The sequence below is a fragment of the Fodinicurvata sp. EGI_FJ10296 genome, from assembly GCF_040712075.1.
In the GTDB taxonomy this organism is placed as follows: Bacteria; Pseudomonadota; Alphaproteobacteria; order DSM-16000; family Inquilinaceae; genus JBFCVL01.
Genome location: NZ_JBFCVL010000004.1, coordinates 337,273 through 358,455, shown reverse-complemented (window position 1 = coordinate 358,455; position 21,183 = coordinate 337,273). Strand labels below are relative to the sequence as shown.

The 21,183-nt window shown below is 62.6% G+C and carries 21 protein-coding genes; 13 read left to right on the top strand and 8 right to left on the bottom strand.

Annotated elements, in window-relative coordinates; genetic code table 11:
- The first annotated feature begins 448 nt into the window (after positions 1-448).
- The 4 genes from proC (at position 449) to ABZ728_RS10510 (ending at position 3,167) form a co-directional block, all read left to right on the top strand.
- On the top strand, positions 449-1,252 hold the full coding sequence (proC, locus tag ABZ728_RS10525) for a pyrroline-5-carboxylate reductase (RefSeq protein WP_366656057.1): 804 nt from the start codon (positions 449-451) through the stop codon (positions 1,250-1,252).
- Between the two features lie 33 nt (positions 1,253-1,285).
- A complete protein-coding gene (locus ABZ728_RS10520; RefSeq protein ID WP_366656056.1) occupies positions 1,286-1,957 on the top strand; it encodes a TetR family transcriptional regulator in 672 nt (223 codons plus the stop codon).
- Positions 1,958-2,166: 209 nt separating this feature from the next.
- Positions 2,167-2,625: a phasin family protein gene (locus ABZ728_RS10515; protein WP_366656055.1), complete on the top strand. Its 459-nt coding sequence runs from the start codon at positions 2,167-2,169 to the stop codon at positions 2,623-2,625.
- Positions 2,626-2,831: 206 nt separating this feature from the next.
- A complete protein-coding gene (locus ABZ728_RS10510) occupies positions 2,832-3,167 on the top strand; it encodes a tRNA-binding protein (protein ID WP_366656054.1) in 336 nt (111 codons plus the stop codon).
- A gap of 142 nt (positions 3,168-3,309) precedes the next feature.
- On the opposite strand, the gene ABZ728_RS10505 is transcribed toward ABZ728_RS10510, so the two are convergent.
- Positions 3,310-4,824 (bottom strand): ATP-binding protein, encoded by a 1,515-nt coding sequence (locus ABZ728_RS10505; RefSeq protein WP_366656053.1) that lies wholly within the window; start codon positions 4,822-4,824, stop codon positions 3,310-3,312.
- Complete coding sequence (locus ABZ728_RS10500; RefSeq protein WP_366656052.1) at positions 4,824-5,558, bottom strand: response regulator transcription factor; 735 nt, start codon at positions 5,556-5,558, stop codon at positions 4,824-4,826. The genes ABZ728_RS10505 and ABZ728_RS10500 overlap by 1 nt, the downstream gene beginning before the upstream one ends.
- 113 nt (positions 5,559-5,671) lie before the next feature.
- Between ABZ728_RS10500 and ABZ728_RS10495 the strand changes: the two genes are divergently transcribed.
- The 3 genes from ABZ728_RS10495 to ABZ728_RS10485 all read left to right on the top strand — a co-directional run bounded on the left by ABZ728_RS10495 (position 5,672) and on the right by ABZ728_RS10485 (position 7,787).
- Positions 5,672-6,106: a heme-binding protein gene (locus ABZ728_RS10495; RefSeq protein ID WP_366656051.1), complete on the top strand. Its 435-nt coding sequence runs from the start codon at positions 5,672-5,674 to the stop codon at positions 6,104-6,106.
- 137 nt (positions 6,107-6,243) lie between these two features.
- On the top strand, positions 6,244-6,987 hold the full coding sequence (locus ABZ728_RS10490) for a hypothetical protein (RefSeq protein ID WP_366656050.1): 744 nt from the start codon (positions 6,244-6,246) through the stop codon (positions 6,985-6,987).
- A 164-nt stretch (positions 6,988-7,151) separates the two neighbouring features.
- The gene (locus ABZ728_RS10485) at positions 7,152-7,787 is read left to right on the top strand and encodes a hypothetical protein (RefSeq protein WP_366656049.1); all 636 of its coding nucleotides are present in this window, start codon (positions 7,152-7,154) and stop codon (positions 7,785-7,787) included.
- Positions 7,788-7,879: 92 nt separating this feature from the next.
- On the opposite strand, the gene ABZ728_RS10480 is transcribed toward ABZ728_RS10485, so the two are convergent.
- Positions 7,880-8,719: an aspartate dehydrogenase gene (locus tag ABZ728_RS10480; RefSeq protein ID WP_366656048.1), complete on the bottom strand. Its 840-nt coding sequence runs from the start codon at positions 8,717-8,719 to the stop codon at positions 7,880-7,882.
- A 157-nt stretch (positions 8,720-8,876) separates the two neighbouring features.
- On the opposite strand from ABZ728_RS10480, the gene ABZ728_RS10475 reads away from it, so the two are divergent.
- The 6 genes from ABZ728_RS10475 to ABZ728_RS10450 all read left to right on the top strand — a co-directional run bounded on the left by ABZ728_RS10475 (position 8,877) and on the right by ABZ728_RS10450 (position 16,826).
- The gene (locus ABZ728_RS10475) at positions 8,877-9,848 is read left to right on the top strand and encodes a tripartite tricarboxylate transporter substrate binding protein (RefSeq protein WP_366656047.1); all 972 of its coding nucleotides are present in this window, start codon (positions 8,877-8,879) and stop codon (positions 9,846-9,848) included.
- A 121-nt stretch (positions 9,849-9,969) separates the two neighbouring features.
- The gene (locus ABZ728_RS10470) at positions 9,970-10,455 is read left to right on the top strand and encodes a tripartite tricarboxylate transporter TctB family protein (protein ID WP_366656046.1); all 486 of its coding nucleotides are present in this window, start codon (positions 9,970-9,972) and stop codon (positions 10,453-10,455) included.
- 15 nt (positions 10,456-10,470) lie between these two features.
- Complete coding sequence (locus ABZ728_RS10465; RefSeq protein ID WP_366656045.1) at positions 10,471-12,135, top strand: tripartite tricarboxylate transporter permease; 1,665 nt, start codon at positions 10,471-10,473, stop codon at positions 12,133-12,135.
- Positions 12,136-12,265: 130 nt separating this feature from the next.
- Positions 12,266-13,081 carry a DUF502 domain-containing protein gene (locus ABZ728_RS10460; RefSeq protein ID WP_366656044.1) on the top strand — a complete coding sequence of 272 codons (816 nt, stop codon included), beginning with the start codon at positions 12,266-12,268 and terminating at the stop codon, positions 13,079-13,081.
- A 118-nt stretch (positions 13,082-13,199) separates the two neighbouring features.
- A complete protein-coding gene (locus ABZ728_RS10455; RefSeq protein WP_366656043.1) occupies positions 13,200-14,828 on the top strand; it encodes an acyl-CoA dehydrogenase family protein in 1,629 nt (542 codons plus the stop codon).
- A gap of 330 nt (positions 14,829-15,158) precedes the next feature.
- Positions 15,159-16,826 (top strand): hypothetical protein, encoded by a 1,668-nt coding sequence (locus ABZ728_RS10450; protein WP_366656042.1) that lies wholly within the window; start codon positions 15,159-15,161, stop codon positions 16,824-16,826.
- On the opposite strand, the gene ABZ728_RS10445 is transcribed toward ABZ728_RS10450, so the two are convergent.
- The 5 genes from ABZ728_RS10445 to ABZ728_RS10425 all read right to left on the bottom strand — a co-directional run bounded on the left by ABZ728_RS10445 (position 16,823) and on the right by ABZ728_RS10425 (position 21,179).
- Entirely contained in the window at positions 16,823-17,794 is a 972-nt protein-coding gene (locus ABZ728_RS10445; RefSeq protein ID WP_366656041.1) for a sugar-binding transcriptional regulator, read from the bottom strand. The genes ABZ728_RS10450 and ABZ728_RS10445 overlap by 4 nt on opposite strands.
- Positions 17,795-17,908: 114 nt before the next feature.
- Positions 17,909-18,817, bottom strand: coding sequence for a TIM barrel protein (locus ABZ728_RS10440; protein WP_366656040.1), 909 nt, complete (start codon positions 18,815-18,817; stop codon positions 17,909-17,911).
- 11 nt (positions 18,818-18,828) lie between these two features.
- Complete coding sequence (locus tag ABZ728_RS10435) at positions 18,829-19,665, bottom strand: carbohydrate ABC transporter permease (RefSeq protein WP_366656039.1); 837 nt, start codon at positions 19,663-19,665, stop codon at positions 18,829-18,831.
- Positions 19,662-20,600: a sugar ABC transporter permease gene (locus ABZ728_RS10430; RefSeq protein ID WP_366656038.1), complete on the bottom strand. Its 939-nt coding sequence runs from the start codon at positions 20,598-20,600 to the stop codon at positions 19,662-19,664. The genes ABZ728_RS10435 and ABZ728_RS10430 overlap by 4 nt, the downstream gene beginning before the upstream one ends.
- Before the next feature lie 12 nt (positions 20,601-20,612).
- A complete protein-coding gene (locus ABZ728_RS10425; protein WP_366656037.1) occupies positions 20,613-21,179 on the bottom strand; it encodes an SIS domain-containing protein in 567 nt (188 codons plus the stop codon).
- Positions 21,180-21,183: the final 4 nt, after the last annotated feature.

Sequence of the window (21,183 nt, the reverse complement as noted above, 5' to 3'; positions counted from 1 at the left end):
TGCCGCCGATACCGAACACCGGAAGTCGGAATTCAGGCGGGCGCGCGACGCCATCGTTTCCCGTCAATGCCAGACCAGCACCACCAGACCGGATGGGCGGCGGTCGGTGCTGCGGGAACGGGTTTCGGCATGACAGGGTTTGTCGACATGGTCTTTCCGTATAAGGGCCATGGTGGTAGGGCTAAGGTGACCGGGCCTGGAACATCCAGGGCCAAAGCGCGTCGGTGCTCCGGGTCGATAGGCGCGGGGCGACGGCAGCACCGTCACGACTTGTCTGATCTCTCTGTCCAGGTCGTCGTCAATTCAGGGTAGAAGGCTTTCTAATGGCGTACCGTTCAAGTGCCTCGGCAAATGCGGTACTCAGGCAACAGGATGATCCGGCCGGGAACGGCTTTCAAGACATTTCTGGGCGCTGGTCTCGGCGCGGGATACTACTGGGAGATCGGGCATGAGTAAGGGAATATTGCTGGTCGGTTGTGGCAAGATGGGTGGCGCGCTGTTGCGCGGCTGGTTGGCCGATCCGGCCTTCGGCGACGTCACTGTGGTCGATCCGGTTGCCGCCGATCTGCCCAGGGACGACCGGCTGACGGTCGTGTCCGACTTTGGCGGAGTCCGCGACCCGGCCTCGGCGGCGCTTGTCGTTCTGGCCGTCAAACCGCAGGTGATGGCGGACGTTCTGCCTGCCTATGCCGGACTGGCAACGGCTGAGCGCGTCTTTCTGTCGGTTGCGGCCGGCAAGTCGATCGATTTCTTCCGGCGCATTCTCGGGGCCGAGGCGCGGGTCGTCAGAGCCATGCCCAACATTCCGGTAGCGCTCGGACAGGGCGCTTCGGGGCTGTTCGCGGGGCCGGGCGTCGACGATGCTCAGATCGCCCTTTGCGACCGCGCGATGCGCGCCGCGGGTTCCGTCGAATGGGTCGGAGACGAGAAACTTATCGATGCCGTCACGGGTGTCTCCGGCAGCGGTCCGGCCTATTTCTTTTATATGGTCGAATGCCTGGCTGCCGCCGGCCGAAAGCAGGGCCTGTCGCCGGAGGTTGCCGACAGGCTGGCGCAGCGTACCCTGTGGGGGGCGGCGTCGATGGTCGAGCAGGGCGATGAGACACCGTCGGTTCTGCGAAAGAATGTCAGCAGTCCCGGTGGAACGACTGAAGCGGCGCTCGGGGTCCTGATGAAGGATGGCGGCCTGGAAAGCCTGATGGACGAGGCGGTCGCCGCGGCTGCGGCAAGGGGCCGCGAACTTTCCGACTGACGGGTGTCGTGGCAACTAAAGGATACTGAACCTATGGCTAAATCCACCGACCCTTCGGAAAAGCTCGTCGAGGCTGCGCTGGATATTGCGGCAGAGCAGGGCTGGCGGCGCGTAAGCCCGGCTGGTGCCGCGGCCCGGGCCGGGCTGGGAATTGCCCATGCCTATGACTGCGCCGGCGATCGGGGCCGCTTGCTGGCGCTGATCGTCCGGTCGGTCGATCTGGCCGTTCTGCGTCGGATCGACGTCGAGGACGAGGATCCGGCCCGGGAACGGCTGTTCGACGTCTTGATGACGCGGTTCGACGTGCTCAATGAACACCGCGATGCCTTTCTGTCGATTCTGCTGGAACTGCCTGAATCGCCGGCTGTGGCCCTGTGTTCGGTGCCGCGGCTGGAGACGTCGATGCGGTGGATGCTCGAAGCGGCAGGAATTGAGGCGCGCGGCGTCGCGGGCGGAGCGACGGTCAGGGGGCTTTGCCTTTTGTGGATTGCCGTCCTGCGGGTTTGGGCCGCCGACGACAGCGCCGACATGGCCAGGACGATGGCCGCCCTCGACCAAAGGCTTTCCCAGGCCGAGCAGTGGGCGTCCAGCCTGACGCCGCGTCTGGAAGCGCTCGACCGGTTCTTCGTGCGGGCCGCAGAAACTGCCCGGAGCCGTGGAAAGCGCAAGGTAGACTCCGGCCCGACCGACGAACTTCAAGCCTAGCGTGCGGTTTGCGCCGGTGTGCCGGTTGGTTGGCCGGGTGTGCCAATCGGGGGCTACGTTGCTGATACGGCTTGAATTTTCCAGCCTTGCGGGCGGAGCGCATCGGCTATGTTGCACTGCACAACAAAACCCGTTGACATATTGTAATGGGATGCGCATCTTCGTGGAGTGTTGCGATGCAATATCGCCAGGTACAGGAGAATTTCAAGATGGCCAATCAAACCAATCCGTTTAGCGAAATGGACGTCACCAAGATGATGGGCGCCTTCCGCATGCCGAACGTCGACATGGAATCCATGATGACCACCCATCGCCGGAACGTCGAGGCGATGACCAAGGCCAATCAGGTTGCCATCGACGGAATGCAGACTCTTGTTCAGCGGCAGATGGAAATCGCCCGCCAGAACATGGACGATGCCATGATTGCGGCCCGCGACATGATGGCCACGAACGGAACCGACGGTGTTTCCAAGCAGGCCGACACGGCAAAGGCGCAGTTCGAGCGCATGCTGGGCCAGATGAAGGAAATGAGCGACATTCTTTCGAAGTCGCAGTCGGAAGCCGCCGATGTGGTCAATGCCCGCATCACCTCCATGATGGACGAAATGAAAACGACCGCCGCTTCGTTCAACGACGCGGGCAAGGAAGCCGGCAAGAAGGCCAACTAATCTGGCTGAAAGCGCTTCGGACGCATAGCGTCCGTCAAGCGCCCGCACAGCGGACATGGAGCCGGGATCATCAAGGATGATTCCGGCTTGAATGTTTGCGCCTCTTGATTCCCGCCGGCTGTCCGGCTACCAGCAATCCGTGTCTCATTCGGGCGCATTTTTCCGAGTGGCGGGTTTTCGAGTATCGGGCAGTGCGGGAGAGGGGCATGACGATCGGGTTCGAGGATTTTCTGGCGGTTGATATCCGCGTTGGCACCGTAACGGCCGCCGACGCGTTTCCCGAGGCCCGGAAGCCGGCTTTCAAGCTGACGATCGATCTGGGGCCGGATATCGGTATCAAGGTCAGTTCCGCGCAGGTAACCGATCTCTATCGCGCGGAGGATCTTGTCGGGCGGCAGGTTATGGCGGTCGTGAATTTTCCGCCCAAGCGCATCGGCCCGTTTCTGTCCGAGGTTCTGATCCTTGGCGTTGCGGATGCCGATGGCGCCATCAGTCTGATCCGGCCGGATCATCCGTCGCCCAACGGTTCGCGGATGCATTGACGGCCGGCTGAGGCTCTGATCCGGGTTCCATCCTCCTGATAGCCCGCGACCTGACCGCTACGGTATAAATACATCGAGATCGATAGCGGAAATGGTGATCTCCACACCCTGATCGTCGGGCGCTGCCTGAGACGATCTCGCGTCAGACGGGCAGCCGGACGGTCGCCCGCAATCCGCCGGCGGCGTGGGCGTGCCCGTCTTCTGGGGGCTGCGAACCGGCAAGGTTTGCCAGTTTGACGTCGCCACCGTGACTGCGCGCGATGTCGCGGGCGATCGACAGTCCCAGACCGCTGCCGCCGGTCGCGGCGTTGCGGGACGCGTCCAGGCGCAGGAAAGGCTTGAACACGGTTTCGAGTTGCGAGTCCGGGATGCCGGGACCATCGTCATCGATGGTCACATAGACGTACGACCCACTTAATCCCTCGAATTCCGGATCGTCGTCGCCGGTTTCGAAATCCCGACGGCGCACCGCGACCCTGACATTGTTGCCGAAGCGAACGGCATTCGCGATCAGGTTGCCAAAGCACCGTCGCAGGGCATTTTCCCGGGCGGGAATTTCCAGGTCGTCGTCGGCGATATCGACGGTGATCGAGACACCGCGTTCGGCCCCGACGCGCCGCCCATCGGCTGCGACGCTGTCGACCAATGCGCCGATATCGATCGGCGCCAGATCTTCGGTGCCCTCGCCCCGGGCGAAAGCCAGATATCCGTCGACCATGGCCTCCATTTCCATGACATCGGCTTTGAGATCTTCGATCTCGGGACCGTCGCCAAGCATGGCCAGTTGCAGCTTCATGCGGGTCAACGGTGTGCGGAGGTCGTGGCTGACGCCGGCCAGCATCTCCGTGCGCTGGCTGATCTGGCGTTGCAGCCTTTCACGCATCACCAGGAATGCTCTGGCTGCCTGACGCACTTCGGTCGCGCCTTCCAGACGGAATGTCTGAACTTCACGCCCTTTGCCGAAATTTTCCGCCGCACGGGCAAGACGGCGTATTGGACGGATCTGGTTGCGCATGAAAAGGACGGCCACTGAAAAAAGGATCATGCCCGACCCGACCATCCAGACGATGAAGACCTGACTGGTCGAGCTGAACAATCGCTGGCGCGGGACCAGCACTTCAAGGATACCGTCGTCCATCAGGACGGCGATTTCGATCCAGTTATGGGCGAAGTCCGGATTCAAGGTAAAAGGGCGGTCGAGAGTGATCTCCAGTTCGGCTTCGAGCACGTCGGTCAGAAACAGATAGCCGCGCGCCGGCTCTGACGGGCGCAGGGTTTCACCCGGGCGATGCGTCACCAGGATCGAAAGGTTGCGGCGGACCTTGTCGGCCAGCCGCCGGCGGTCCTGATCGGACGGCGCATCGGCGAAATCCTCGACGAACATTGCCGTCTCACTGGCCACGGCGACGGCCAGCCGCCGTGTCATGGTGTCCCAATGCCGCTCGTAAAAATAATAGGTGGCGATTGCCTGGGTCAGCAAAACGGGCGTTACGATGATGACCAAGGTCCGGCCGAAGAGCGTCTTGGGAAGGAATCGTTTGAAAAAGCGGAACACCGGTCTGCCGAGCGCCAGATCCGCCGCCGAGCGAATAACCCGGTCCCAGAACCGCCTGTCCGGACGAGGCAGGAAGCGTCGCGAACGATGGAACACCGTCATTATCCGTCCGGCCTCAGCACATAGCCTTCACCACGCACGGTCTGGAGGTAGCGCGGCGCCTTGGCGTCGGGTTCGACCTTCCGGCGCAGCCGGGTCACCTGCACGTCGATGCTGCGCAGGCTGCCGCCGATGCCGGTCCGCTCCATCATCTCTTCCCTGCTCATCGGCTGGCCCGGCTGATCGGCCAGCACCCCCAACAGCGCGATCTCGGCGCTGGTCAGCCGAACGGGGCGGCCATTCTGGCTCAGTTCGCGCCGCCGGCTGTCGAACACATGCTCGCCCAGGCGTAGCAGTGCCTGATCGTTGACCTCCGGCGCCGTGCGGATGCGTTTGAGGATGTTGGTCAGGCGCAGAAGCAATTCGCGCGGTTCGAACGGTTTGGCGAGGTAGTCGTCGGCGCCGGCTTCGAGCCCCGTGATGCGGTCCTGCGGATCGCCCCGCGCGGTCAGCAACAGGATGCCCGACGGCACGGTGTCGCGGATCGATCGAACCAGCTCGATGCCGTTTTCACCCGGCATCATGACGTCGACGACGAGGATATCGAAACTGAACAGCCGCAGCGCCGAACGGGCTTCTGCCGCGTCGGCGGCGGCTGAAACGGTAAAGGCGTTGTCGGTCAGATAACGCCGGAGAAGAGACCTGAGGCGGGTATCGTCGTCGACGACCAGCACATGGGGGCCCATGTCGGCTGTCGACGGCTGCTCGTTGGGCATCCCTTCATTCGGCATAATCATACTCTGGCACACGTCATACTCTGGGGTACCGGTATCGCTGTGGTTCCATTCGGTTGCAGTCGGACCGCGACCGGGCCACAATGCCATGAATCGCTGAATCGACGGAGTCCTGAATGTCTGACCTTAGCCTGGATCAAGCCCGCACAATCGTTTCCAGGGCCCTTGCCCATGGGCGAGAGCTGAAGCTGAAGCCCTTGTCCGTGATCATGCTCGACAGTCGCGGGGCCCTGAAGGCGGCCGAGTCCGAGGACGGCGTCAGCCTGAAGCGGGCAGAGATCGCTCACGGAAAAGCTTATGGCGCCCTGGCGCTGGGCATGGGAAGCCGTGCTCTGGACAAGCGCGCTCAGGATCAGGCTTATTTCATGTCGGCCGTCTCGCACGTCGTCGGCGGATCCATGGTGCCGGTTCCCGGCGGTGTGCTGGTGCGCGACGAGGCTGGCCGGCTGCTCGGCGCTGTCGGAATCTCCGGCGATCTCTCCGACAACGATGAGGCCGCTGCCGTTGCCGGAATCGAAGCCGCCGGTCTGAGGGCGGATACCGGCGCCTGAGCGAAGTTTTCCCGATTCGGCTCTGAAAATCGGATCCCGGATCGGGATCATCCATTGGCGTCGGGAGTTGGGTACCCGGAATCCGGATGGTCCAGTTGTGGGTCCCTGGCGCGTTGGCGTCTCGGGATCATCGAGGCATGATGTCCATGATGCGGCAAAGCGGCAACAGTCATCCCGACGCGCCCGAACGCTTCGATCCATCGGCGTTGGCCGATATTCCGGCGTTGCTCCTGGACGGCCTGAGGGTTCTGCGCAATGCCCTGACGGGTTGGATCGTTCTCTATGCCGCCATGGTCGTGGGGTCGCTGGCGGCGGCCTTTCTGATATCCGCCGGCCTTACCCTGACCGGGCGTGCCTTTCAGTTCGTGCTGCCCGGCATCTTTCTGCTGGGGGCATTCAGGGTGGCGGCGCTGGCCGATGGATACAAGCCGATCGAGACCCAGGGCGACGTCCCCTGGGGGGCGATATGGGTCCTTGGCGCGGCCGGTTGTGTGAGCCTGTCGCTCTATCTGCTCTACGTCGCTGCCGGATCTGGGGGTGATATGGGTCCGATCTCGCTCGGGCTCTTCATCCTTACGGTCGTGCAGCTACAGGTCAGCATCGGTCTGGTGGTTCTGTCGGGTGTCGCTCTGCTTTGGCCGGGGGTCGGCATTCTCGTTCTGCCGCTCAGCCTGATGCTTCGCCGTCATCCTGCAGATCTCGTGCCACCCGGACCGCCGGTGCCGGCGTTCATGGCCCGGGTCGTGCCCGCTTTGGTGTTGCTATGGCTGGGCATGAGCGTGACCATGCTGGGGTCGCTCGCTGTGCTGGTCATGCCGGTGATCGTCGCCCTGATTCAGGTGGCCGCCCGCCGCGCCTTTTGGGGGGTGGCGGCGGGATGATCCATGCGATCGCTCGTTCTGCGCGCATGGCGCAAGGAAACTACCTACAAATCTGTTGAATTTCTGCTTCCGATCTATTGTTATGCATTCCGGGCTGTGCAGTCGAGGTGAACGACCGGGATAATCGGCCGGGCGTGACTGCGTTCTTTTCAGCGAGGGGTGGCATGCCGAAACTGTTTGGAAAATCGATTTCGCTTCCGAAGATGTTCAGACGCGGAAGAGGGAATAACGCCAATACCGGCGCTACGGGTCTGGGCGGATTCAGCGATCCGATGCTGGACATCAACTGGATCATGACAAGGTTCAATCCGGGCAGCGTCGAAGTCGCCGCACGATACCAGGGCTGCTATTTCGCGGCCTGGATGCATGTGGACACGCCGGAGTATCTCAGCAGCACCGATCTGGAGAATTTCCGCTCGGCTTCCGATCAGCTCAATCCGTCCAGTCCGCAGGCTGACAGTGTCATGCAGCTGGCAGATATGTCGATGAGTGCCAGTATAACAGCCGAGGCTGCCGAGCAGCTTCGGAAATACTATCATCTGCTGTCAGTGGTGCGCTCTGCGCAGCACGAAGCGACGCGATACAAGGTTTCGTCCGTCTGGGGGTCCATGGTTGCCGCATGCGGCGGTGACGGGACGATGGCCGGACAGGTCGCTCAACAATTGAACGACAACATCGTGCCGGTCGTGATGGAAGAGTACCTGCGCTATCTCCAGGGATTCGGACCCAACAGTCAGCCGGCCGGCAGCATTCTGATCCCGACGGGCGACGGTTATCAACTGCGCACGGTGGTCATGTAGGCACGGTTCGGCGGGCCGGTGTTCATTCCGGCCCGCCAATCCGACCTATCTGTGCCGGCAAGTCAAACCCTGTCGGCATCACAATGACGAGATCATGTGCCGACTCTCAGGGGGTCGACCAGTGACCGCAAGGCTGCGACCACGCTCAGTCCGGTGATCCGGCCCGTGCGCGGGTTGATGTCGCTGGGAATGTTTTCGATCTTCAGATGGAACCGCGCGCTGTCGGAATCGACGTCGATGATGTGCGTGTTGCGCGTCACCGTCGGATCGGCCCAGATCTGCAGCCGGGTCTTGTCCGGGCCTATTCCCGCAAGGCTGAGCGCGACGGCGACGTTCAGATTGGCCGGGAATCCGGCGGCCGCCTCGCGGGCGGTGCCCTCGAAAACCATCGTCGGCTCGGTAATGGAGTCCATCGACGGACCATGCTCAAGAAGATACGGCGCACCGGCAAGACCGCCGGGGGGCTTCCGGGTCGTCATGGTGATGCTGTTGATCGTCCCTTGTGCCGCCGCGCGGACCGCGTCGAGGCCGAGCAGGGCGCCGGTCGGGACGATGATGCGGCCGCCATGGGCGCGGGCGAGATCCACGAGATCGAAATTCGTCAGCAGGGCGCCGACCGAGGCCGGCACGAATATGCCGCCCTTTTTCAATATCGGTTCGGCGACGCTTCTGAAAAGACTGGCCGGAAGCCCCTCTACGACGACGTCGGCATGCTCGGCCAGAGCGTCAATGTCGACGATTTCCGGCACTGTCGCGAATCCCTCGACGTGGCGGCGGGCCTTCTCACGGTCGCGCACCGCCACCGCAGAAAGCACCAGGCCGTCGATGCCGCGGTCGAGATGTTCGGCGACCGGAATGCCGACGGCGCCCAGGCCCGCCAGACCGATCCGCAGGGGGCGGTTCCCGTCGCGATTCAATTTTCCCTCCACCATAGTCTGGACACTCCATCATATTCATGCATTTTAGGGGAACGTGATCGTAGCGGGATAGATGTTTGCAAAGAATCTGTCCACCAGCTTCGTCCTTCGGGCAAGTGCGGTCACAAGTGAACAGGGAAGGAAGAATGCTATGATGTTACGTAAATCGGGAATGATTGTATCTGCTGTGGCGCTCGCTTATGGCGTGTCTGGCATGGCAGCCGTCGATGCCCAGGCGCAGGATGGTCTGGATTTGCCCTGCAACTCGGTTCAGTTGATCGTTCCTTGGGGTGCCGGCGGCGATACCGATATCATATTCCGTCAGGTCGTGGAAAAGGCCAACGAACTCGGCGCCGATCCGGAGCTACGCGTCGTCAATGTGGGCGGTCAGGGCGGCAACCGCGGTGCCGCGGAAGTCCTCGATGCCGACGCCGACGGCTGCACGCTTCTTGCACTTCACGACAGCGCGATCACCAGTTATCTGACCGAACGTGTCGATTTCAACTGGGATGAATTCGACACGATTTCACTGCTCACCTATACGCCGTCAGTGGTCGGCGCTGCGCTCGGAACGCCCTATGACGACATGTCGGGCATGATCGAGCATGCCGAGGCCAATCCCGGTGAGATTTCTGCAGGATCGACCATCGGGTCGACCAGCCATTTCATCTTCCTGATGATCGAAGACGAAGCCGGTGTCGAATTCAACCACGTGCCGTTCGACGGGACGCGCGAGCGGTTGACGGGCATGCTGGCCGGTACTGTCGATCTGGGCGAGATGAACATCATCACCGCCAACCAGTACATCGAGGACGAAGAGTTGAAGGCGCTCGGCATTGCCTTGCCGGAACGCGATCCGACCGCTCCGGACATCCCGACCCTCGCCGAGCAGGGCTATGATGTTGAATACGGGCTGAGCCGGGGGGTCGTTGCGCCTCCAGGCACGGATGCCGAGATCATCTCGTACTACGAGGATCTTTTCGGCGAAGCCATGGAAGCGCCGGAGGTTGCCGAGGCCCTGGAAGGCGCCGGCACCAGCGTTCGCTACATGAACGCCGAAGATTATGCCGCGTTCATGGAAGACAACTATGAACTCCACGAGCGTATCGCCATCGCGATTGGCCTCTATAATCCCGAAGGCTGATCCAACCGGAATGGCCGCGTTGAACGACGGCGTCGATTGATTGGGGCCGGCCGAGCGGCAGATACCGCTCGGCCGGCCCGATCGCTTGTCGGCAATTCCAGCAGAAAATGACGGGGGTTTGATGTCCAGGGTATCGCGCGACGTCGTCGTCGCGCTCGTCTTGATCGGTCTGACGCTTGCGTTCTTCTGGACGACTTTCGACGTTCGCCGCGCACCGTTCGCCGCTATTGGCGCGGAAGTGTGGCCGCGGGTGATTCTGGTCCCGATGTTTCTTCTGTCGGTCGCGCTGCTGATCAAGGCGCTACGGGAAGGCGATCCACCGGAAAAACCGGATTTCGACTCGTTTCGCGACTGGCTGGCCTATTACCGGAATCCGATCGTCTGCTTTAGTCTGTTCTTCGTGTTCCTGCTGGGCCTTCGATCGCTCGGAATTCTGGTGGCCGGAATGCTGTTCACATTTGCGATGCAGGCTGTTCTGGGACATCGATCTCCCGGTCATTTCATTATGTACGCCGCTGTGGCCGTGGCCACGGTCGGCGGCATGTGGGCCGTTTTTACCTATGGTCTCGGCGTGCAGTTGCCGCGCGGCCGTATGACAGGCATCTGACGGGATCAGGGATCGATGGAACTACCATTTTTCGAAATTCTCGGGTCAGCCTTCGGCAATGTGCTGACCCCCTATAATCTAATGCTTATTGCGGTTGGCGTTCTGGCCGGCCTGATCGCCGGGTCGATACCCGGCTTCACGATCGCGATGGCCGTGATCCTGACCCTGCCGTTCACGTTCCTGATGCCGCCCGTGGAAGGCCTGTCCATGATGATGGGCGTTTTCGTCGGCGGGCTTGCTGGCGGTCTCATCCCCGGAATTCTGGTCGGCATTCCCGGCACGCCGTCGTCGGTCGCAACGACATTCGATGGTTTCCCCATGGCGCGGGCTGGAAAGCCAGGCCTGGCGCTGGGCATAGGCATTTGGTCGTGCTTCTTCGGCGGCATATTCAGCGCCGTCATACTGGCCATCTTCGCGCCGGCTCTGGCGCGGGTCGGCCTCGAATTCGGGCCCTGGGACTATTTCGCGCTCGTGATTTTCGCGCTGACCATTACCGCCAGTCTGGCCGGCGAACAACTGGTCAAGGGCCTTATTGCCGGTTGTATCGGTCTGCTGATCGCCGCCATCGGAGAGGACAGTCTGAACGGTGTGACACGGCTGACATTCGGTTTCGACATACTGGACCAGGGCTTTTCGTTTCTTGCCGTTCTGATCGGGCTCTTCGCCTTCAGCCAATTGATGGGCGATATTCGCGACACCGATTCCGCACGCCGGCCGATGGCTTTGGCCGATCCCTCTGCTGCCCGTGTTCCGCATATCGAGTCAATCCGCACCATCTTCGGGGATGTGGGCAACCTGCTGCGTTCTTCGGTCATCGGTACGCTGGTCGGGGTGCTTCCGGCTGCCGGTGGGTCGATCGCCAATATTCTTGCCTATGACCAGGCGAAGAAGGCGTCCAGGACGCCGGAACGCTTCGGCAAGGGCGCCCCTGAGGGCGTGGTTGCTGCGGAATCGGCCAACAATGCGACCGCCGGCGGCGCGCTGATCACCATGATGGCGCTGGGCATTCCCGGCGACGTCATCACGGCTGTCATGTTGGGCGCCCTTCTGGCCCATAATGTCGCGCCGAGCCCGAGCTTCATTCCGAACCAGCCGGTGCTGGCATACAGCATCATCGTGGCCTTCTTCGTCGCCAATTTCATCATGTTGGCGGTTCAGATATTCTCGCTACGAATCTTCACGGTCGTCACGAAGATACCGCTCTACGCCCTTGCTTCAGTAATTTTGATCTACTGCGCAATCGGCGTGTTCAACCTGAACAACGTGACCTTCGACATATGGGCGCTGTTCGCTTTCGGTGTTCTGGGCTACATCATGAAGGTGCTCGGCTTTCCGATCGCCCCGATCATTCTGGGCGTGGTCCTGGGGCCGATTGCCGAGGCCAACCTGGTTCGGGCCGTCTCTGTCAGCAGTGACCCGACCCTGTTCATCACGCGGCCATGGTCGCTGTTCTTCCTGATCCTGGCCGGCTTTTCGGTACTGTTCGTCTGGTATCAGGCGCAAAGGCGCACTCATCGCTGGACACTGGCCTATCCCATCGCTCTTGTCATCGCGATATCGCTGCCGATACTGATGATGCCGGGCACCGTGCGACCCGTCATCGGCGCCGCTTTGCTGCTGCTGGGTGCGTTCCTGTTGTGGCGGCGCTGGCGCATCGGGTGGGTCCTTCCCACGGATTGAGTTGGCGGACCAGTGGGCGGAGTAAGCCCTGAGCTGCAGCAATCTCTGACGGGGATCAAGGCGTCTTGCCCTTGCCGCAAAGGCGTGTTCTATCGTTGCCGAGAATGAGAGACGAGGGCCGGTGGCGGTAATGAAAGATGGCAGTGGTCATGATCAGGCGCGGCCGTTCGGCAAGAACATGAGTCTTGGCGCACGTATGCGGGCCTATTTTATCGCGGGCGTTCTGGTCACCGCGCCGATCGTGATAACTTTCTATGTTATCTGGATGGTGGTCAGTTTCGTCGACGATGTCGTCGCCAGCGTTCTTCCACCGCGCTTCGACCCCACGAATTTTCTGCCGTTTCCGACACCCGGCCTGGGACTGATTCTGGTCGTTGCCGGACTGATCCTGATCGGGGCGACGACCGCCGGTTATGCGGGGCGGCTGCTGGTTCGACTGTCCGACCGGATCATGGTGCGCATTCCGGCCGTCAGCAGTATCTATGGCGCGACAAAACAGGTTTTCGAGACGCTGCTGGCCAACCAGTCCTCAGCCTTTCGTCAGGTCGTTCTTGTCGAATATCCGCGGCCCGGGATCTGGGCGCTGGCCTTCGTCACCGGCGATACCAAAGCCGAAGTACAGAATTTGACCGAGGACGATGTCGTCAACATCTTCCTGCCGACGACGCCCAATCCGACTTCAGGGTTCCTGCTGTTCGTGCCGAAGCGCGACATCCTGCTGCTGACAATGACGGTGGAAGAAGGGATCAAGATGGTGATGTCGGGCGGCATCGTCACACCGCCCGACCGGCGGCGCCCTGAAGAGCAGGCTGTGCCGACGATCGCGAGCCGCCCGCCGCCGTCGGACCTCGTTCCCGCCGATATGCGTCCCCGGCCGCCGGGGGCTCGCGGTTGCGACGACGATGATCCCGACCGCCAGGATCGGGCCTATGGAGTCGGCGAGTAGGCCGGCGGGAGTTCCGTAGCCGAGTATTGAATATCGGGTGGATGGACGGCCGTGGCGCCAGCCTTTATCGTGTCGCCGGAGGACGGGTTGCGGCAGCAGAGGAAAGGCACGACGCAGCATGAATCCGTTCGCACCGCGCGCCACTCTGGCCACGCATGAGGTCACCAACCAGCCCGTCCCGCCGGCGGCACTGTCCCTGTGGGACGACGATCGCGTGCTGCGCGACCTGGTGGTGCAGGGGGCACCGGAACTGGCCGAACGGGTGGTAGTGTTCGCAGCCGAAATCGGATCCGCCCGGTCGCTCGATGACGGCCGGCTCGCCAACCGGTTCCCGCCTGAACTCGTGACATTCGACAGGGGCGGGCGGCGGATCGACGAGGTGTCCTTCCATCCCGGATATCACGCCCTGATGGAAAAGGGCATCTCGGCCGGGTACTGCGCGCTGCCATGGACGGTAGCCAAGGGTGGCCATCTGGCGCACGGGGCCATGGTCTATCTGATGTCGCAGGTAGAGCCCGGCGTCTGCTGCCCGATGACCATGACCTATGCGGCCGTGCCGGCGCTTTCGGCCTCGCCCGAGGCGATGGCGCCATGGACCGCCGGCTGCCTTTCCGGACGCTATGATTCTTCCTCGCAACCTGCGGCCGCCAAGGCCGGGCTTACCATCGGCATGGCAATGACCGAAAAGCAGGGCGGCTCGGATCTGCGGGGGACGACCACTCGGGCGCAGCCCGTTGGCGACGCCTTCAGGCTGGTCGGCCACAAATGGTTCTGCTCGGCACCGATGTCGGATGCCTTTCTGACGCTCGCCCGGGTGGACCAGAAACTGACGGCATTTCTCGTGCCGCGCTGGACGCCGGACGGCGACCGCAACGCCATCCACCTGATGCGCCTGAAAGACAAGCTCGGCAATCGCGCGAACGCCTCGTCGGAAATCGAATACCACGGTGCCTGGGCCGTGCCGGTCGGCGAGCCCGGCCGCGGCATCGCCACCATCCTGGAAATGGTGCACCACACGCGCCTCGATACCTGCCTGGCGCCCGCGGGTCTGATGCGGCGCGCGCTGGTCGAGGCCGTGTGGTGGACGCGCCACCGGACAGCATTCGGCAAGCCTCTGGCCGACCATCCGTTGATGACTGCCGTGCTTGCGGATCTCGCGCTCGATTGGCAGGCGGCGCTGACACTGGGCCTGCGGGTTGCGGAGGCCTTCGACAACAGCGGCGACGCCGAAGAACGTGCTTTCGCCCGGCTCGCGGTCGCGCTGGCGAAGTATTGGTCGAACAAGCGATGCCCCGTGGTCGTGGCCGAAGCGATGGAGTGTCTTGGCGGCATGGGGTACGTCGAGGATACGCCGATGCCGTGGCTCTATCGCGAGGCGCCGCTGAACGGCATCTGGGAAGGCACGGGCAATGTCATCTGTCTGGATATACTGCGCACCGTCTCGAAAGTCCCGGAGTCATTGGCAGCTTTGCACCGGGAACTCGAACGCGCGGCCGGGGCGGATCAGCGCTATGACGCCGCGCTGAAAGCCGCGATCGTCCGCTGGTCCGGCGGTGTTGCCGAAAACGACGCCCGTCGCTTCGCTGAAACCATGGCGCGGCTGTTGCAGGCCGGTCTTCTGATCCGGCGCGGCGATCCGGTCGTCGCCGAGGCGTTCGTCGCGTCGCGGCTGGCGGGCGACTGGGGACAGGCACCCGGCACGCTGGCGCCGGGCACCGACTGCGGCCACATCCTCAGCCTCGTGTGAGGGCAAACTCAACGTTCCAGAAAAAAGGTACACTTCCATATGGAAATTGCCTACCGAGGCCGACCCGCCCGCAGACCGCGGCGTATCGCAACCGGTTCTCTTGTCGGGGTGGTCGCGCTTGCGGTGCTGCACCTGATGCCCCAGAGCGCTGCCGCAGACTGGCCGACGACGGAGTGGGCTGTATTGTGCAGTTCCCCGACGAAAGTAAGCGCGGGTCTTGCCGCCTGCGCCGACGACGGAATCGGGGCCGCCGCTGCAATCCGTCAGGAGTTGGAGGCGGCAAGTCGATGGTTGGCCGGCCAGGGCTTCCGGAAGCCGAACCTGGATCGAATGAGTGCGGAGCCGCACGCATACTTCGCGGAAATCGCGGACGAGAGACTGGGCGAAGATGTGGGCGGATCCTATAGTCCGCCGGACAATCCCGACGGCACAGGGGATCTCGAACTTTCCAGCGACATCGCAGGCATGGCGATCGGCGGGGAAAGTGTCCACGAACTGTTTCACGCCGTGCAGCAGACCTACCACGCGCTGGGGCCTCTCTATTCCAGTTCGCTTAGCAGCGGACTGCCATACCCGCCGGAATATTCGGACTCGCCTCTGATGCCGGACCATCGCTGGATTACCGAGGGAACGGCGGATGCCATACGCATCGCGTTCGGCCAGCATGCCGGGCTGGCCTATACGGGTCGTCCCAATCGTGATTACGACTATTCCCTCCATTACCCCTGCGGCGACTGCGCACCACGCGAACAGCGGCTCCAGACCTATGATACCGCCAATTTCTGGCTGGGGCTCGGCGAGATGCTGGGCAGCAGGGACCGCGTTGCGTATCTCGAGCGGGTCTGGTCGCACATCGGAGCCAATCCCGACCTTGCCCATCAAGGCATCGGTCCGGTGGACAGCGCCTTGCGCAGCCTGAGCGGCGACGGGCTGGCCACCCATTTCCCGGCCTTCATCGCACGATACGCCAATGCGCCGGATTATTTTTCACGTGCGCCGATCATCGAATTGCGAGGGGCGACAGGCACCGAATCCCGAATTGGTGAGGCAGAACCACTCGCCGCTGACGCCTATCGGGTTCGCATGATCGTGCCCGAAGGCACGACAACCGAGATGGAAATCGACATCGTCGAAGATTATCGGGACCTGCATCTCGTTGTCGATGGCCAGCTCTACAACGAGGCTACGCCGGACCGGAAGCGCAACATGTTCCGCCGTGACCTCGAAGGGCGCGAAGAACCGTATGATTTCTTCGTGCGCGTCGCCAACGTGGCCGAGAATGCGGCCGCGAGCCGGGAGCTTGGCTATACTCTGCGCGTGGCCCTGCCGTCCGATCCCCTGGCCGGGAACATGACGGCGAATTTCGATGGCGCGTTCCAGGGGCCGCCGGACGAGATTCCCTTTGCCGAGAAGGCGACGATGCAATGGCAGGCGGTTCTCGACATCCAGACCGGTCCGCCGGAAACGGAAACCGACCGGCTCACGGGCGAGGAGCGGGTCATCTATCCGAACGACGGGTCGGAAATGACACTGAGTGGCGGCTACCTGCATGAGCGCTGCGCGCCCGGGCACCCGGATATCTGCAACTACTGGACACAGGAGACCTTTGAGAGCTCCGGACCGATCGCCGAAGACGGCGGCGATCTGCGCATCGTATCGCATGGCGATGCGGTGAGCCTTGAGGCCGAACTGCCGGTCACTGTGACCACGACCGTTGAAGGGCCCTTTCCCGGCGAAAATACCGAACCCCGCACGCATTTCTGGTCGCTCGCCTGCCAGTCGTCGGGGAGGTGGTGGGGTTCGCCGCCGGACATGACTCATATCGGTCCCCCGAATGAACCACTGTCGGGCTCCTGGGCAAGCGACGACCGCGAAGTGGTCGAGTTCGAGTGTCACGAAAACTGGCAGCCGTCGGTCTATGGTCCCGGCAGCGGTGAGAGCGGCACCACGTCCCTGTCCGTCCAGAGCCGCGTCGAGGTGCAGCCGCGTCGCCGTTAACGCCCCGTCGTTTCCGCCGCCAGCAGCGCTTCGGCCGTAGCCTCGTCCGTCGCGAGTACATTGATCAGCCCGGCGCCGAGAAGGGCGCGCATGACGCGGATCTTGCTGGCGCCGCCGGAGGCCAGCATCACCGACGGTATGGCTTTCAGGTCGTTGATCGCCAATGCGACCGCACGTCGATTGATGGGATGATCGACGAGCTGTCCGCGGCTGTCGACGAATTGGCCGAGGACGTCGCCCACAGCACCGGCGCGGTCGAGTTCAACGACCTCCTTCGGCGTCATCCCGTATTCGATGATCAGACTGTCGCTGAGGTCGCCCGTCGTCACGATGGCGATATCGACCGTTTTCGCCAGTTCGTGGGTTTCGCGGATGGCGTCCTGCGCAAGCAGCACATCTCGCGCTTCTTCGGTGCTGGCGTAAATTGGTGCCGCGAAGAAATGGCGGTCGGCATCGAACAGATCGGCGAAATCCGACACGATCTCGAAGGTGTTGATGCGAGAACAATGGGAAAGGCCGCCCAGAACCGAGATGATCTGGATATTGCGCAACGGCCGGGGCGTAAGCGAATGGACGATGGATCGCGTCGTGCGGCCCCATCCGACGCCGATCTTCATGCCATCATGGATTCTCGGCTCCAGATATCCCGCCGCGCCAAAGCCGATGGCCGCACGCAAGTCCTCCGGCCGCCGGGGCGTCGGCACGACGATCGCGTTGTCGAGTCCGAATTGATCCTTCAGCGCTTCTTCTGCAGCGACACAGGCGCCGACCGGCCGGGTGATCGATATCCGGATGATGCCGTTTTCCCGGCACGCGGACAGTTCGCGGTTGACCCGATTGCGGCTCGTTCCCAGCAGGTCCGCGATTTCCTGCTGCGTCATGTTGCCGACATAGTAGTACCAGGCGATCCGGGTCTGAAAATCTTCCCGGCTGTCAGCCTGGGCGAAACGCAACGGTCTGTCGGTCACCGATCATTGCCTCTGTATGCTGTTGCCGGGAGTCATCCGAACTTGCGAGAACGCTCCATGCAGATGCCAGAAAACGCGACGCCCCGAAACCCCGGCCTGCATCGTCACCTCCGACTATGTGGAAAAGGCCTCTTTCAGTGTGGACACGCATCGTTTCATGTCGCTCAAAACCTGGTCGTCGGCCGTTTCGAACGGATAGAACACCTCAAGGAAAACGGGTCTGTCACTCAGCCCGGCCCCGCGGATCAGATTTGCGGCCTGGACCGGGTCGACGATGCCGTCATCGCGCGTGAAGCCCCAGTGCCGGTCGAGCACACCATCTGTCTGCTGCAGGTGGAACTGGCCGATATGCTCCCCCAGCCCAACCAGCCAGGGCCGCACGTCGGCGCCGTCCAGCCCGTAAAGCGGCCGGTAAAGCGCATGGCCCCAGTCGAGACAGAAGCTGATCGGCACGGCGGTACGCTCTGACAGTCGCGACCGTATCGCCAGACAGTCCTCGACACGCCAGAAGAATTCCCGCGGCAGGGGTGTCGGCTCGACCACGAAGCCGGCCAGGCCGCGCGCAGCAGCGTGGTCGGTCAGATCGGCCACCATGTCGATCAGCCGCTCATAGGCATCGTGGCGCCTGGTCGCGTCCGCAGCTTCTGCGGGAGAGAGCGCACCCAGCGGCCCGCCGATTTCCCTGACGCCGAGATCGGCGGCCGTGTCGATCGCTCGCCTGAACCACTCAAGTCCGGCCTCCCTGCCTTCCGGTTCAGGGTGGAGCAATTGGTTGTATGTGTAGCTCGCCAGACCCACGAACGCGCTGTGGAGCACGATGCCTTCGGCCTCGCAGGCCCGGCGAATGCGCCGGGTGAGGGCGCCGCGCAACTCGGACGGCCACCATGGGTCGAGAATGTCGAACGAGAACTGGGCAAGGTCCAGTTCGAGCTCGGCGCGAACGATGCCGGCCCAGGCTTCGGGCTCGACCCAGCGTTTCACCGCGAAGGAAAGATTGGTGCCGAGGGCAATGTCTGTCGTCATGGTGGTTCAACCTATTTTACGGCGCCCATCGTCAGGCCCCGGACCAGTTGACGGGAAACCAGCATGGCGAACACGATCACCGGCAGAACGATCAGTGTGCCTGTCGCCATGATCTCACCCCAGGGAAGTTCGTAGCCGCTCATGAAACTCGTCGCCGCCACCGGTGCGGTGCGGACGGATGTCCGGGTCAGGACGAGCGCATAGAGCAGCTCGTTCCACGAGAAGATGAAGCTGAAGATGGCCGAAACCGCGACGCCGGGTGCGGCGAGCGGCAGGGCAATCCGGAAAAAGGTCGCCAGCGGGGACGCGCCATCGAGCCTTGCGGCCTCGTCCAGTTCGCGGGGAATGGACCGGAACTGGTCGGCGCAGATCCAGACGACGATCGGCAGATTGAATGTGAGATAGACGAGAATGAGCACGAGATAGGTGTCGATCAGGCCAAGGGAGCGCGCCAACAGGAAGAAGGGCAGGGCAAGCACGATCGGGCTGATCATGCGATTGGTTATGAACCAGAACCACAGTTCGGACTTGCCGCGGAATTCGAAGCGCGCCAGTGCATAGGCTGCGGGGGTCCCGATCGCGATCGCCAGGACGGTCGTCGACAGGGCAACGATGATTGAATTCAGCAGGCTCGCCGCAACGCCCTGTCTGATCAGGGCTTCGGCATAGTTCGTCAGCGTGGGCGAGAAAACCCATACCGGGGGCGACGAGAGGATATCCGACCCGGTCTTGAAGCTGGTCGCGACCATCCAGTAGAACGGGAAGACAGCGACGACGAAGACAATGACGAGGCCGAACGCGTGCAAGATGGTAGGTAGCCGGCGACGCCCTGCAGTGCCTGCACTCATGTCTCGATCTCCCTGTAGACGACGCGGATATAGAGGCGCGACAGAACAATGGTCAGGATCAGCAGCAACACCGCCTGCGCCGACGCCATGCCCTGATCGAACACCCGAAAGCCGATCCGCTGGATGTAGATCGAAATCAGTTCGGTCGCCGCGCCCGGCCCACCGCGCGTCATCGTGAAGATCAGATCGAAAAGCTTGAGAACCTCCGCCGTGCGCAGGATGAGTACGGCCGTAAGGCCGGGCAGCAGATAGGGAAGTTGCACATAGACCAGGATGCGCCACCAGGTCTTCGTTTCAAGTCTGGCGGCTTCCTCGATCTCGTTTGGCACCATGGTCAACCCGGCAAGCAGGATCAGCGCGCAGAACGGCGTCCACTGCCAGATATCCATAAGGGCGACGGCGATGAAGGCATTGGTTGTCGACCCCAGCCATTCCACCGGCGACGCGCCGAAGACCGTGACGAACCAGTTGATCACACCGGCATCGCGGTTGAACAGCAGCCGCCCCACCAGCCCGACCACGGCATAGGTGGTCGCCAGCGGGATGACCAGACTGAGCCGGGTGAAAACCTTGAGCAGTCCCAGGCCGGGGCGATGCAGCAAAAGCGCGATTGCCAGACCGAGCGCGATTTGTACGGGCAGGACCGTGACCAGAAATCCCAGCGTGCGCAGCATGGCCTCGATGAAGCTGGGGTCGGTCAGCGCGGTGGCATAGTTGTCGAAACCGACGAAATCGCGGGCTTCGTTCGGCCGGGCCAGATTGTAGCGCCGAAACGAGTTGTAGACGGCAAACAATAGCGGATAGAGCCCGATCGCCAGCAATGCCCCGACCGCCGGCAGCAGAAACCAGAAAGCGGTCCATCCGGGTTTCCGCATCGGCCGCAGGCGTTTCGGTTCCATGCCGTGGTCAGTCGCCGGTTGTTGTCTGCCGGTCATGGCCCGCTGTCCCTATTCGAGATTGGTGTGATTGGCCCGCATTGCGTCGGGCGACAGGCCGAGATCGTCCCGCAATGCCAGGATCGCCACTTCGAAGAAGACATATTGGGCGCCCTCGTAGAGGCTGCCCATCGGCAGGATGGAGCCGGCCGCGTTTCGCCGATCGTCAGCCATGGTTTGAGCCGGCAACGTGATGACCGTGTCGGCGAGGGCGGCGGCGGTGCCGTCCGGCTGCGCGGTGACGCAGACGATGCGGGCACCGGCACCACGGGCTACCTTCATCAGGGCCTCGACAGTCGAGAAGGATCCCGGGCCGGCGCTGACGATCAGCAGGTCGCCGTTGCCCAGCGGCGGCGTCGTCATATCGCCGACGACATGAGCACCCAGACCGCAATGATAAAGGCGCATGGCAAAGGCCTTCATCATCAGTCCTTCGCGCCCGACGCCGTAGAGTGCGATCTTTCGCGCCGACCTGATTTCGCCGTTGATCGCGGTAATGGCCGTATCGTCCATCGGCTGGAATACGGCTGCGATTTCGGCACAGGCGGTTTCCGCCATCGACGAAAGGCTGCGCGTCATGGAA

What these genes read in the sequence shown, in the direction of transcription:
- ABZ728_RS10495 (WP_366656051.1), top strand. Translation starts at nt 5,672, where the DNA reads ATGTCTGACCTTAGCCTGGATCAAGCCCGCACAATCGTTTCCAGGGCC.
- ABZ728_RS10465 (WP_366656045.1), top strand. Translation starts at nt 10,471, where the DNA reads ATGGAACTACCATTTTTCGAAATTCTCGGGTCAGCCTTCGGCAATGTG.
- ABZ728_RS10500 (WP_366656052.1), bottom strand. Translation starts at nt 5,558, where the DNA reads ATGATTATGCCGAATGAAGGGATGCCCAACGAGCAGCCGTCGACAGCC.
- ABZ728_RS10440 (WP_366656040.1), bottom strand. Translation starts at nt 18,817, where the DNA reads ATGACGACAGACATTGCCCTCGGCACCAATCTTTCCTTCGCGGTGAAA.
- ABZ728_RS10470 (WP_366656046.1), top strand. Translation starts at nt 9,970, where the DNA reads ATGTCCAGGGTATCGCGCGACGTCGTCGTCGCGCTCGTCTTGATCGGT.
- ABZ728_RS10450 (WP_366656042.1), top strand. Translation starts at nt 15,159, where the DNA reads ATGAGTGCGGAGCCGCACGCATACTTCGCGGAAATCGCGGACGAGAGA.
- ABZ728_RS10520 (WP_366656056.1), top strand. Translation starts at nt 1,286, where the DNA reads ATGGCTAAATCCACCGACCCTTCGGAAAAGCTCGTCGAGGCTGCGCTG.
- ABZ728_RS10475 (WP_366656047.1), top strand. Translation starts at nt 8,877, where the DNA reads ATGATTGTATCTGCTGTGGCGCTCGCTTATGGCGTGTCTGGCATGGCA.
- ABZ728_RS10515 (WP_366656055.1), top strand. Translation starts at nt 2,167, where the DNA reads ATGGCCAATCAAACCAATCCGTTTAGCGAAATGGACGTCACCAAGATG.
- ABZ728_RS10505 (WP_366656053.1), bottom strand. Translation starts at nt 4,824, where the DNA reads ATGACGGTGTTCCATCGTTCGCGACGCTTCCTGCCTCGTCCGGACAGG.
- ABZ728_RS10490 (WP_366656050.1), top strand. Translation starts at nt 6,244, where the DNA reads ATGATGTCCATGATGCGGCAAAGCGGCAACAGTCATCCCGACGCGCCC.
- ABZ728_RS10480 (WP_366656048.1), bottom strand. Translation starts at nt 8,719, where the DNA reads ATGGTGGAGGGAAAATTGAATCGCGACGGGAACCGCCCCCTGCGGATC.
- ABZ728_RS10425 (WP_366656037.1), bottom strand. Translation starts at nt 21,179, where the DNA reads ATGACGCGCAGCCTTTCGTCGATGGCGGAAACCGCCTGTGCCGAAATC.
- ABZ728_RS10435 (WP_366656039.1), bottom strand. Translation starts at nt 19,665, where the DNA reads ATGAGTGCAGGCACTGCAGGGCGTCGCCGGCTACCTACCATCTTGCAC.
- proC (WP_366656057.1), top strand. Translation starts at nt 449, where the DNA reads ATGAGTAAGGGAATATTGCTGGTCGGTTGTGGCAAGATGGGTGGCGCG.
- ABZ728_RS10460 (WP_366656044.1), top strand. Translation starts at nt 12,266, where the DNA reads ATGAAAGATGGCAGTGGTCATGATCAGGCGCGGCCGTTCGGCAAGAAC.
- ABZ728_RS10430 (WP_366656038.1), bottom strand. Translation starts at nt 20,600, where the DNA reads ATGACCGGCAGACAACAACCGGCGACTGACCACGGCATGGAACCGAAA.
- ABZ728_RS10485 (WP_366656049.1), top strand. Translation starts at nt 7,152, where the DNA reads ATGCCGAAACTGTTTGGAAAATCGATTTCGCTTCCGAAGATGTTCAGA.
- ABZ728_RS10455 (WP_366656043.1), top strand. Translation starts at nt 13,200, where the DNA reads ATGAATCCGTTCGCACCGCGCGCCACTCTGGCCACGCATGAGGTCACC.
- ABZ728_RS10510 (WP_366656054.1), top strand. Translation starts at nt 2,832, where the DNA reads ATGACGATCGGGTTCGAGGATTTTCTGGCGGTTGATATCCGCGTTGGC.